Source organism: Pseudoalteromonas sp. MMG033 (genome assembly GCF_057197785.1).
Map to the genome: position 1 here is coordinate 185,741 of NZ_JBXVAL010000002.1, position 13,126 is coordinate 198,866.

Consider the following 13,126-nt stretch of genomic DNA (forward strand, 5'->3'; position numbering starts at 1 on the left):
GGTAGCTGCCTGCAAAAATTACGGCACAGTCCGCGTTACTGCTCGCAGACTACGTACGGTGCAATACCTGCGAACTTTTCGATTGTTTCAATAAATTCTCGTTCTGGGGTCGATAGGCCAACCATGCCGCACCCGGCCTGTATCCAAGACTTATCGGCATCTTGAAATGCAGAGCGCAGTACCAAACACGCCTCAAAGTTGTACTCGTCCAGCATTAAAATCGCGCCGGAATATAGGCCTCTTGATTCGGTTTCAATGTGCAAAATGGCTTCGATAGACTCGGCTTTGGGGATCCCAGAAGCGGTAATAGAAGGAAATAACTCATCAAAGGCATGCCATGCGTCTTTGCTTGCACTGAGCGTGCCGCTCACTTCAGAACCCAAATGCTGCACACTGCCGCGCTCAAGGGTGGCCATAAATTTATCGACCGTCACAGAATGTGAAAATGAAGACATCTCTGTGACGGCTTCGCGGACTGAGATAGCATGCTCAACAATCTCTTTGGGATCAGAGTGTAAGTCTCTGCGTAATTTTGCGTTGTCGGCCATTGCACTATGCAGTGCCCGAGTGCCTGCAACTGGCTCTGTTAATACGGTTTGTCCGTTCACCGCAACAATGAGCTCGGGACTAAAGCCCATCGCTTCACGCCCCATAAACTTCACTAAAAACGAGCGTGACGGCGTATGGATTGGCCGCGACTGTACAAATGTCCCCAACATATTTATCCGTTTGGGCACCGCGACCTGACGAGACAGCGTGACTTTTTCGCATCGCCCTGAGTGGATCACATCAAGCACTGCTTCGGCCGCTTGATGGTGAGCAGCTTGACCGCCTCGGGTATCTATAGCACTGACGCCATATTCACCAAGCGCATGTGTTCCTTTGGCTAATAAAGTTTGTAATTTGCCTAATGTGGCGATATCTCGAGTGCGGATAGTGACGTGCTGATGGTTGAGGATGATTTCACTATAGGGCACCATTAAGCTTAATAAGGGCCAGTTTTTCTCTGAGGCCTGCTCAGTGCTCAACACCCCACGAATATGCGCCGCGTATTCAAATGCCGCTTGCCCAAAAGTATGCCAACCGTGACCACCATGGGCTTTGACAAAATTGCGCGCCAGCTCAGATATAGGCTGAGTGAGAGGCGCTGTTAGCGAAGGCTTGTCAATGTGCAGCTGAGTCACCTGAGTTGGCGTAACCACCAATGCCGCCTGCATGCCCAGCGCAATCTGCCAGTGACCAGACGCTGGGTTTTCATACACATAATAATCTTCGTTCGCGTGACGTTTTACTATGGCTTCTATCACGGCAAGAGGCTCTGTTTTTGGCAGTACAAAAGTATGCTCAAACACGCCGCTGTGCACCTCATTTTGTCTTGCTTCGCCGTGTAGTTTGCACGCGTGTTCGGCTTGCTCGGGATTCGTCACAATATCACCTCCTTTGAGTTGTCCCGGTTTGACTTTATGCTGGTTGCAGCTACTCACCGCTTCCAATGTTTTTCTGGTTGTTGACCTCAATGTCAGCCTCAAACTAAGGGCTTTTGCCGACCATTGAGGTTTTACTTTGTATTTTTTATCCGCTTAATCTGCGTCGCAGGGGTGTGTCGCTTCATGTTTACCATTGCCAATTTTTCGATCCGCCCAGCGGTTCATATGCGCAAACGTCGCAGGCGCATTGGTATGCAAATTCAAACTATGTCCTGCATCTTGAATGACTTTGGTATGCAAGCAGGCTGACGCTGTAAAGAAGTCAGATTGATGGCTATGAACCTCACTGGCACTGGCACAATCCAGCGCGCCGCCACAAAACACAGCATCAAATTCCCCCACCAAAAGCATCACTGGCACGTCAATTTTCAGCGTTTGGGTAAACGGCAAAGTAAATGCTGTCTCACCAATTGAAGAGGTATCTTTTGTGAGTTCATCCATGATGATGACTTGCGGCTCAGCTGTCTGAGAGTGATAAAAAAGCGCAGCACGCTTATCTGGCACCGTTGTGAAATAATCATTATGAGGAAACTGCCCCAAGAACTTTTCATCTAAAGTCGCTGGGTGATAGGCGTTTTGCGCCAGTTCAAAAAAGTTAGGATTTAAGTTGTGTAAAAACCCACTTAAAATAAGGCCATCTAGGTCTTCGGGATGACGAGCTGCCAGCTCAATCGCAATCATCGAGCCTAAGGAATGGCCCACCGCAATGATTTTTTCAAAACGCGTATGTTCATTGTCTTCAGCCCGCAGCGCTTGGATCACTTGATGTACCACATGGGCATGAGAGACAACGTCAACGAGGTTGCCACTGGGCCTCTCGCTTTGTCCCACACCAATGCGCGCCAAGTTTAAAGTTGCATAGCCTTGCTGATTCGCGGCATCAACATAAGAATACACCGCCGGATTCAAAGGAAAGTCCCAGTAAACACCGGAGTAAGTCCCGCCAGATAACAACAGTTGTAGGGTTTTGTCTTCAAAAGTCCCGTTAGCGCATAAAGTCCCGACAACCTGATACATGGTTGCATCATTTGGACTAAGGTTGACTTGAAATGTGCGCTCATGACAGCGGCGGCGCATATTTTCAAGTATACCTAACGCCTGCTTCACTTCATTGGAGCCTATTATCGTCAAGCTACTGTCGTCCAACTGCGCTTGCGTAGTGTGCTTAACCGCTGAGCCAGCCGTATGTGAAGACATTACCTCAGCCTTATCTTGGCTCCATGCACATGGCACAAAAAACATCACCAAAGGCAGCAAAGCTTGATGCCACCAATTAGCGTTATTGTTTTGTTTTTGATGTCCCCAGCAACTCATGCTCAGGTCTCCTTTCACTACTTTTATCCGTTGACGCAGTTCGTCAGTCTTACTAATGTGGACACACTGACTGACCGGACCCGTAATAAATAAATTAAAAAATTTATGAAAAAGCGTTTTGAGGGTTATTCAAGGAGGAAAAACGACTGATAAAAAGGGCGTTATGGTGAAGTGCCTTAGTCACAGTGAAGAGCCAAAAACTAGGGCCGTTGCAAACCTATAACCTAAATGGCTACTCAACCCTCAAACCCCGTCGTTGCGGGCTTGCCCCGCAATCTATGTTTTGCCAAAGGAAGCTATTTTTCTAAAACGGATAAATATTTCAGATACGTTATGCGCGCTAAAAAGTGGCAAAGGTAGAATACTAGCTCAGCCTAAAAACGAATAAACACACACTTAGCCCAACCCCGTCATTGCGGGCTTGCCCCGCAATCCATGTTTTGCCAAAAGAAGCTATGTTTCTAAAGCGGGTTAAAAGGTCCCTCTTAGTTATGGGCTCTGAAATAAATTCTGAGTGACAAGGGGAAGTTATGGTGAAGTGTCGCAACCGCAGTGAAGAGCTCAAAACTAGGGATGTTGCAAACCTATAACCTAAATCACAGCACAATCCTCAACCCCGTCATTGTGGGCTTGCCCCGCAATCCATATTTTGCCAAAGGAAGCTATGTTTCTAAGATGGGTTAAAAGACCTCACCAAGTGATGGGCTCTGAAATAAATTCAGAGTGACGAAGGCGGAGTTCTGGTGAAGTGTCGCAACCGCAGTGAAGAGTCAAAAACTAGGGGCATTACAAACCTATAACCTAAATCACAGCACAATCCTCAACCCCCGTCATTGCGGGCTTGCCCCGCAATCTAGTTTTATCACAGGAAGCTATGTTGCTAAAACGGCGTAAAAAGTTTCATCTAATTATGGGCTCTGAAATAAATTCAGAGTGACAAGGGAAAGTTATGGTGAAGTGTCACAACCGCAGTGAAGAGTCAAAAACTAGGGGCATTGAAAACCTCTAACCTAAATCACGACTCAACCCTCAAACCCGTCGTTGCGAGCTTGCCCCGCAATCCATGTTTTACCAAAGGAAGCTATGTTGCTCAAACGGGTTAAAAGGTCCCTCCTAGTTATGGGCTCTGAATTAAATTCAGAGTGACGAAGGCGGAGTTCTGGTCAAGTATCGCAACCGCAGTGAAGAGTCAAAAACTAGGGACACTGAAAACCTATAACTTAAATCACTACTCAACCCTCAAACCCGTCGTTACGGGCTTGCCCCGTAATCCATATTTTGCCAAAGGAAGCTATGTTGCTAAAATGACTTAATATTTCAGATGCGCTATGCAAGCTAAGAAGTGACCAATACTAGTTCAGCCTAAAAACTAATAAACACACACTTAGCCCAACCCCGTCGTTGCGGGCTTGCCCCGCAATCCATGCTTTGCCAAAGAGAGCTATGTTGCTATAACGGCGTAAAAAGTTTCATCTAATTATGGGCTCTGAAATAAATTCAGAGTGACAAGGGTAAGTTATGGTGAAGTGTCGCAACCGCAGTGAAGAGTCAAAAACTAGAGGTACTGAAACCTATAACCTAAAGCATGACTCAACCCTCCCCCCCGTCATTGCGGGCTTGCCCCGCAATCTATAACTACCAAACCTCAAATCGGTTTATCTGCTTATCCTCTGCATCCAAGTACTTTTTCATTGATTCAGGAAACGGGCCAGTGCCCATGGCGTTTTTATTATCACGAAAATGGTCTTCAATTGTTCTATGTATATTACGATGTATTGGCTGAGAAATATCCATAAACCTTACAATGCTGGCCCAATGCTCTTGCTCCATCCCACCAAATACCGTAATGGTTGGTCTAAACCAGTAACGTTTTGGATATTTGGTTAAAACTAAGCTGCCTGTGGCCATTTCTCCGCCGCCTCTTGCGGCTTGTACCACAGGGCCTTCACACAGCTCTATGTCTTCAATTGGCACATAAAAACGTCGTCTCAGAAAAGAAAATGGCATACGTACCAATCCGGTGTGGCGATTAAATTCTATTTTATCTATCCATGCCCCCCACTCCCAGATTTTGTGAACGGCCACGGGACCTAATATACTTACAGGGATTAAATATGCGTACGAAAAATTCCAAAAAAAGACAATATTAACAACACTAAAAAAAAGCATATAGACACATAAGATAAACCATAAAAAGCAAAACCCGCCCCAAAATGGCGCTCTGCGGATCCCAACAATTTGTCCATCGCACCAGCCAATGTGATTATCCGTACCATGGTGCTCCCGCGATGAGAACGGCTTTTTAAATGGCTTAGCTTCTTTAAATTCACAGCCATTTAGTTGTGCAGCTTTTGCAAGGCGTTGCTCATATGTCTGATTATGGAGGTGGTCTTTTGAAAGCTCATCAAAAAATACCCCCTGTTTATCATATTTTTCTCGATTGCGACTTTTTCTCTCAAGCTCATCATAAGCAGCTCGCATATGACTCGGGGCATTCGCTTTCTCTTTTTCAAATTCTCGTCTCCGTCGCTCTTTTTTAGACAAACTGTCAGAAGAAGGTGAACCTACTTTTTTCACGTTCATGACATTCCTTGCTACAAACTCAATCCTTTTAGCTCGGCTTGGCATCAAAACCGCTACCAAACCTTCCAGCGGCTTACTTGCTTGTCTTCTGGGTCAATATACTTTTTCATCACTTCAGGAAAAGGGCCCGTACCCATGGCGTTTTTATCTTTTTTATAATGCTCTTCTATTGATAAATGTACATCTCGATGTATCGGCTCATTGATATCCATAAACTTCAAAATGGCTGTCCAATGATCTTTTTCCATCCCCCCAAAAGTGGCAATGGTTGGCCGCCACCAAAACTTGGCTGGGTACTTAGTCAATACTAAGCCACCCGTTCCCATTTCACCTCCACCTCTCGCCGCCTGAATGATTGGCCCTTCACACATTTCAACATCTTCAATCGGGACATAAAATGGCCGTCGCAATAGTGTATGTGAGGTGCGCACAAGTCCGGTATGGCGGTTAAACTCAATTCTGTCTAACCAATCCAGCTGTTCCCATAATTTATAAGTCAACCAAGGGCCGATAATAAATAATGCTATACCTGCCAGAATCCACCAAGCGGGCCCTGTAATTAGTCCAAAAACAAAAAAGCCAAAACCACCCAAAAATCCAAAAAGAGAAAGAAAAAAACAAACAAGCCAAATGCCGGGGGCTCTGCGCAAAGCCACCACTTGTCCATCACAATCGCCAATATGATGGAATTCATCAGTATGTTCTCTATCACTAAATGGTTTTTTGAAGGGTTTTGCTACTTTAAATCCACAACCATTAAGTTTTGCAGCCATAGCCAAACGGTCTTCATAGTTACTATGATGCAAATACTCTTTTGATAAATCTAAATAATAAAAGCCTAAATCTGTGTATTTTGAAACATTGCTACTTCTCAAGCGCATAGCTTCCAGCTGCTGCTCTCTAAACTCTTCTTCTGTTAGCGCTTCTTGACTCATCTTCATCCTTAAATTTGTAAATCTCCGTTATTTACTACCAAACCTCAAATCGGTTTATCTGCTTATCCTCTGCATCCAAGTACTTTTTCATTGATTCTGGAAACGGGCCTGTGCCCATGGCATTTTTATTATCACGAAAATGGTCTTCAATTGTTCTATGTATATCCTCGTGAATAGGCTGAGAAATATCCATAAACCTTACAATGCTGGCCCAATGTTCTTGCTCCATCCCACCAAATACCGTAATGGTTGGCCTAAACCAGTAGCGCTTAGGGTATTTGGTTAACACTAGGCTGCCGGTGGCCATTTCTCCGCCGCCTCTTGCGGCTTGTACCACAGGGCCTTCACATAATTCAATGTCTTCAATTGGCACATAAAAACGTCGTCTCAGAAATGAAAAAGGCATACGCACCAATCCGGTGTGGCGATTAAATTCTATTTTATCTATCCATGCCCCCCACTCCCAAATTTTGTGAACCGCCATGGGACCTAATATACTTACAGGGATTAAATATGCGTACGAAAAATTCCAAAAAAAGACAATATTAACAACACTAAAAAAAAGCATATAGACACATAAGATAAACCATAAAAAGCAAAACCCGCCCCAAAATGGTGCTCTGCGGATCCCAACAATTTGTCCATCGCACCAACCAATGTGATTATCCGTACCATGGTGCTCCCGCGATGAAAACGGCTTTTTAAATGGCTTAGCTTCTTTAAATTCACAGCCATTTAGTTGTGCAGCTTTTGCAAGGCGTTGCTCATATGTCTGATTATGGAGGTAGTCTTTTGAAAGATCTTCATAAACTAAGCCTTGGGCATAATATTTGTCACGGTTTTTGCGCCTTCTCTCAAGGTCATCATAAAACTCTCGCATACTTCCTGTCGCTTTCGCTTTACGCTCCTCAAACTGTCGCTTTCTAAGTTCTTGTTTAGTCGGCTTTTCAGAGGAAGAATTAATCTTATTTTGGTCCATGACATTCCTTGCTAGCTACAAACTCAATCCTTTTGGTTTGAAAGCAAAACCGCTACCAAACTTCAAACCGGTTTATCTGCTTATCCTCTGCATCCAAGTACTTTTTCATTGATTCAGGAAACGGGCCTGTGCCCATGGCATTTTTATCTTTCTGAAAATGCTCTTCAATGCTTCTTTGGACATTCATATGTATTGGCTGACTTATATCCATAAACTTATTCAGGGCCGTCCATTGCTGCTTTTCCATTCCACCGAGCAGTACAATCGAAGGACGCCACCAAAACTTTGCTGGGTATTGAGTAAAAACAAGGCTACCAGTCGGCATTTCACCGCCACCACGGGCATTTTTTACAACCGGGCCTTGGCACAGCTCAATATCCTCTATGGGGATATAAAAAGGACGCCTTAATAAAGTATGTGACGTACGTACCAGTCCTGTATGACGATTGAACTCTAACTTGTCGAGCCAATCAAACTTCTCCCAAAATTTATACAGTCCCCAGGGGCTGGCTATCATCAAAGGAGAAAACGCAATAAGCCAAAGCGGTCCCGAGAATAGGCCAATTAATAATCCACAAAACCCAACCGCAAATAAAATCACATTTAAAAAAATACACAAAAACCAGATACCTGGCGCTCTCCTAATTGCAGCAACTTGACCATCGCATAAACCGATAAAATGATCGGAGCCAATATGTTCCCGCGATACAAAAGCCTCTCTTTTCAAGTTCGACTTTTTAAAGTCGCAACCATTAAGCTCTACAGCCTTTGCTAAACGCTCCTCGTAACTTTGATGATGTAAATGGTCCTTATTTAACGATTCGAAGTATTTACCTTGTTTAATATATTTATCTTCGTTGTCACTCCTTTTTTCTATTTCATCATAAAGTTTTTTTCTTTCTCCCGTCGCTTCTGCTTTTCTTTTTTCATACCCCTCGCAAAGCTCTACAATCGACTTTTCTGTACTATGTCCACTTTTCTGTTCGGTTTTCATCTAGTAACTCCTTCCTCAGTAACGACCTGGCGGACGTAAAAACACCTCTTGTAGATAAAGGCCGCCTTGGGTCTGCTCATACTCGCCCTCACCAAAAAAAGACTCCCAAAATGATTCTGCTTGGCGTTTTACATACGACGGCAGCATAAACTCTGTTTCAGTTCCCTCAACCAATTTGGCGCCTTCCCCTTGCGGATATACTTTGTATTCTCCCTTGAGCTCAATACTGCTGTTATAAGGCAGCTCTAAAACCTGCCTTAAGCGGTGATAACTGACATCAAAATGCCAACCTTTTCTAGCAGGAAGTAACGTAATTTTTGACATTAACTTACTCAATTGATGATAAGTGAGTACTTTAAACTCCTTATCAGGCCCAGTCGTTCGTCGCCACATCAGTTTTACCCTTGCGCCATTAATTGGGTGTACCATTGGCGCATAAAATTTGTAGCGTACATATTGCATCCTTGGGTCATTGGCTATCTCTAATTTAGGCCCATACAAAGCGCTGTATAAATCTAACAAAGCCAACTCAGGTTTGTCCTTCCACTGCGACGCTCTAGCAGTAGAGTCGTTGCTTTCATCATCTTTAAATCGAGTACGCCCATTGCCCCAATGACATGCTTCCAGCCAGCCTTCAATGGGCTTTTCAGCAAATGCCCACACAACCCCTGCGCCTATCAATAAAAGAACCAAACCAAAAATAGCCAGCCCAGATATACAGGCAGCAATGGCCGCTGTCTGTAAGGCTTTAATCGTAAGTACCCCAACACCCAGTGCAGCAGAGGTCGTCATGCCAGCAAAGCCAAGCATCATCAGGCCATGACCAATGAACTGCGCGTTATCTCCCCGGCGCATTGCCTTACTCATCTCATAAAAAGACACGTAGGTACTGACAGCGCCAGCCAAAAATGTGGCAACATTCGCCGACAAGACAAATACCGCTTTCGCTGTCATTTGAGACATCCACCAAAACCGCTTTGTTAACGCACTTGGTGGCACAGGCTTATTTCTGAGCAAAGCATAACATTGCTTGGGTGAGGGGAGGCCAGCTCTTCGCTCCAAAACATTAAGACCAACATTTAGGCTAACATCAAGTAAATCTAACACTGCTGAAGTTTTACTCAACCCACTGGCGTTTTTATCAGTCAGTACTTTAAATGAATTTATAATCTCAAAAATACTAACAAACGCCAGAGCACCATTGAGCGCGCGATTAAATACCTCCGGGCTAATGCGTTTACTGGCCATATTATTTAACGCTTCATTTTCGTGAGCTAGACCTTCTAAATGCCAATCAGCCTCTAACTGTTTTTGTAAAGTCTCGTCGAGTGTTTTTGTTGCAACCTTTCTTTCTTTATAAAGGTCTGAAATCGCATTTTCATCTATCATCAGCATGGTTTTTTTCAATCGTTTTATACCCACGCCAGCATGTACTTGACTCTTGCTGATGAGCCTAAGCACTTCATCTAGCGAACCATCTAACGTGATGATGTGGTCAAGTCGACTTTTTACTGTATGCTGGTCGTCTATCACTAAATCTGCCTCAGCAACGCTTTGAGTTGATTTATAGTATTCTTCATCAAATTCCTCAGTTGCTCGCGTCAGTTTTTCTAGCTGTACTTGTGCCCGTTTTGCTTTGTCTTGAAAATTAAGCGGTAACTTACCGTCCGGTAACTTTCCGTTGTAATAGTCATTAACGTCAATATCAACTTCTTGCAGTAAATCTCCCGTGAGCACACTGGCCAAGTGCTGAAACCTGTCATACAAGCTCATGGGCTTCGCAATGGTATGAAACTTCATTGCAGTAAAGTATTCAAAGTGTGCTTGCAGATTTTTAAGACCTTGGCGTGACTTGAACAATTGTGTTCTCGCCCGCCCATGATTGCGTTTATGGGCTTCGAGCTCTTCAATACGAGCTTGTATTTGCTGCTTTAAAAACTCATTTTGAGACTCGACGGCTTTGGGGTCAGCACCCGGTACTTTTTTCATCTCCGCATAGACTTGAGCTCGCAGCTGCTCTTGCTCGCTAATTTGCTTTTTTTTACTGGCAATATTTTGCTCCAAGCTGTTTATTTCACGCTCCAGCTCCTGCGTTTGGTCTTTTAGCTGCTGCTCTAACTCATTGCGATTTTTAGCACTGGCTTTTATATCCGCACCAGCGCCTCCCATTGCATAGTAACTAGTAGGGACTGAAAAACTAATCGCCAGCACCCCCCAAATCATTTGCGAAGCACGGCGCCAAAATTCGCGCTGCTCACCAGACATTAAGCCTTCGTCTATGTCTTGCTGAATTTGTTGCTGTAATTCAACTGAAAAAACCGTATCAAATGGGTCGCTGCTTTCTCTGCGCGCGCATTCATAATCGCTCAATGCGGTGCCGGTCTTTTTTGGGTACATCAGCGCGGTCAGTTTTAAGCTGTTGGCTGCGTTTTCGGTATCTAGGGGGTGCGTTCCCAGTACTTTTAACATCAGCTCTTGGCCCATGTCCTCTTCGTCGATTTGCTTGGCAGCCCTAAAATCTGAGTCATGTACCAAAAAGCTTTCAATTAAGGTTTTGGTGAGATCGGTGTAAGGCGCGGTGACATCGCTTATTAGCTCATACACAAAGTTGCGTCTTACATCTTCGTAATAGCCATAGTCCTTCACCGCTTGGTAAAAGCTCATTGGCTCGTCTTCGCGGGTGATATGGTCAAAGCCAAATGACTTTTGCACATTGATGGCGCGGGCAGAGGTCAGTGCCTGTTCCGTTTTTAAGTAGCGTCTAAACTCATACTTTGAAAAACCAGCACGCACCCAACTTTTGTAGTTTTGTGCCATGTCTTGCTCATGCTCAGAGACCGACATGCCAAGGTCTACTTTTTGCTGGGTGGTATTGGGAAACGCAAAAAACTGCGACTGAATGGTGGTCGCCAGCACATGTTTAGAAATGTTTTTTTGCTCTGGTGCAAAGTCTTCAAAATCATCTGGGGTGAGGGGCGCGCCTTTGATAGACTCCATCGACAATTGCTGGATGTTTTTACGCTCTGAGACGATTTCAGCGGCAAGGTAGCGGGCCACGCCTATTGGGTCTTTTAATACCGGACGGTGCAGGCCATTTTTTGGCATACGCGGCAGCGGGATGTGCTGCGGCGCCTCATCATTGCTGTAGCCTTGTGCATAGTTACCTAATTTATCAAGCACTTGCATACGTTGGCTACGGCGCTCGCTGGCAGCGTCATCATTGGTGCCCGGCTGAACTCTTGGGCCATAGTTTAAGCGCGGATCATTTTCGCTCATGCCGCCAAAGGCTTCAATTTGTCGCCAGCACCACTGGGTTTCACTGAATGCAATTTCTACTCGGCATGGCTGACCATACAATTTATTGGGCACCAAAACTTGCTTAAGCTGCTCACCCGTTGCCACGCGCTCACCAACTTGACCGTGCTCATCAATGCGCCACGCTTGCGGGCCTTTTTGGTACGCGAGGTTCACATCTTTAAAATAAGAAATGTCTTCTTCTTCGTGCTCTGTGACTTCAAGCTCGCGCCATAAGTGGCCATCTACATAAATGTATAAATATCCGGGTCTTAAGTTCGTTAGTTTGCGCTCAGCGGCGCCATCTGGGGTGCACTCACACAAGGGGTAAATGTACACCAACTCAACATCGGCGTTATTATTGTTTTGTGTGGTGTTAGCAAAGCCCAGCGGAATTTTATAAAAACCGGTTTTGGCCTGATCTTCGCTGTAATCTTTGATCATCAATGAGACTTGCTCTGAGTCACTGGCATAGCCTTCAAACACCAATTCGCGATAAGCGCCTTGCTCATTGACGCTAGTGGGAGCTGTACTTGTCATCCGATCTTTTCCTTGACCTATAAAACATTACTGGTGATTTTTCATTCAAAAAGCTTCTATTTTAGTTGAAGCGTATTTTTACGGTTTCTAACTACCAAACCTTCCAGCGGCTTACTTGCTTGTCTTCTGGATCAATATACTTTTTCATCACTTCAGGAAAAGTGCCCGTGCCCATAGCGTTTTTATCTTTTTTATAATGCTCTTCTATTGATAAATGTACATCTCGATGTATCGGCTCATTGATATCCATAAACTTCAAAATGGCTGTCCAATGATCTTTTTCCATCCCCCCAAAAGTCGCAATGGTTGGGCGCCACCAAAACTTGGCTGGGTACTTAGTCAATACTAAGCCACCCGTCCCCATCTCACCACCACCTCTCGCCGCTTGAATGATTGGCCCTTCGCACATTTCAACATCTTCAATCGGGACATAAAATGGCCGTCGCAACAAAGTATGTGAGGTGCGCATAAGTCCGGTATGGCGGCTAAACTCAATCTTGTCTAACCAGACCAACTTTTTCCATAACTTATAAGTCAGCCAAGGACCTATGCAAAAAAGCGCTAATGCAGCTGGCATTAACCAATTCGGTCCATGGAATACCCCCTCAAAGAAAAAACCAAGCCCAGCGGGGAAAAAAAGAACGGAAAGGAATAAACAAATAAGCCAAATTCCGGGCGCCCTGCGCAAAGCCAATACTTGTCCATCACAATTTCCAATGTGATGAAAATGGTCAGTATGTACCCTTGAGGAGAAAGCTTTTTTATAAGGCTTAGCAGTTTTGAACTCACAACCATTTAATGATGATGCCAATGCCAAACGTTCCTCGTAGCTTTTCTCATGCAAATGCGCTTTCGATAACTCTGTATAATAGATTTGCTGAGCTTTGTATTTTTTAACGTTATCTGCTCGCTTATCAATCTCATCGTAAATTTGTTTATACGCTTGTTGGCATGCTTCTTCTGTTTGCGCTTCTTGACTCATCTTCATCCTTAAATTTGT

8 protein-coding genes are annotated in these 13,126 nt (G+C 44.6%); all 8 read right to left on the reverse strand.

What is annotated here, in order from left to right; genetic code table 11:
* Positions 1-35: 35 nt before the first annotated feature.
* The 8 genes from AC2CZC_RS22180 to AC2CZC_RS22215 all read right to left on the reverse strand — a co-directional run bounded on the left by AC2CZC_RS22180 (position 36) and on the right by AC2CZC_RS22215 (position 13,108).
* Positions 36-1,427, reverse strand: coding sequence for a salicylate synthase (locus AC2CZC_RS22180; protein ID WP_484585458.1), 1,392 nt, complete (start codon positions 1,425-1,427; stop codon positions 36-38).
* A 153-nt stretch (positions 1,428-1,580) separates the two neighbouring features.
* Positions 1,581-2,801 carry an alpha/beta hydrolase gene (locus tag AC2CZC_RS22185; RefSeq protein WP_484585459.1) on the reverse strand — a complete coding sequence of 407 codons (1,221 nt, stop codon included), beginning with the start codon at positions 2,799-2,801 and terminating at the stop codon, positions 1,581-1,583.
* A 1,635-nt stretch (positions 2,802-4,436) separates the two neighbouring features.
* A complete protein-coding gene (locus tag AC2CZC_RS22190) occupies positions 4,437-5,384 on the reverse strand; it encodes a hypothetical protein (protein ID WP_484585460.1) in 948 nt (315 codons plus the stop codon).
* A gap of 53 nt (positions 5,385-5,437) precedes the next feature.
* Positions 5,438-6,319, reverse strand: a complete 882-nt coding sequence (locus AC2CZC_RS22195) for a hypothetical protein (protein WP_484585461.1) — start codon at positions 6,317-6,319, stop codon at positions 5,438-5,440.
* 34 nt (positions 6,320-6,353) lie between these two features.
* Positions 6,354-7,298, reverse strand: coding sequence for a hypothetical protein (locus AC2CZC_RS22200; protein ID WP_484585462.1), 945 nt, complete (start codon positions 7,296-7,298; stop codon positions 6,354-6,356).
* Positions 7,299-7,350: 52 nt separating this feature from the next.
* On the reverse strand, positions 7,351-8,292 hold the full coding sequence (locus AC2CZC_RS22205; RefSeq protein ID WP_484585463.1) for a hypothetical protein: 942 nt from the start codon (positions 8,290-8,292) through the stop codon (positions 7,351-7,353).
* A 15-nt stretch (positions 8,293-8,307) separates the two neighbouring features.
* Positions 8,308-12,126: a hypothetical protein gene (locus tag AC2CZC_RS22210; protein WP_484585464.1), complete on the reverse strand. Its 3,819-nt coding sequence runs from the start codon at positions 12,124-12,126 to the stop codon at positions 8,308-8,310.
* 91 nt (positions 12,127-12,217) lie between these two features.
* Entirely contained in the window at positions 12,218-13,108 is an 891-nt protein-coding gene (locus AC2CZC_RS22215; RefSeq protein WP_484585465.1) for a hypothetical protein, read from the reverse strand.
* Between the last annotated feature and the right edge of the window lie 18 nt (positions 13,109-13,126).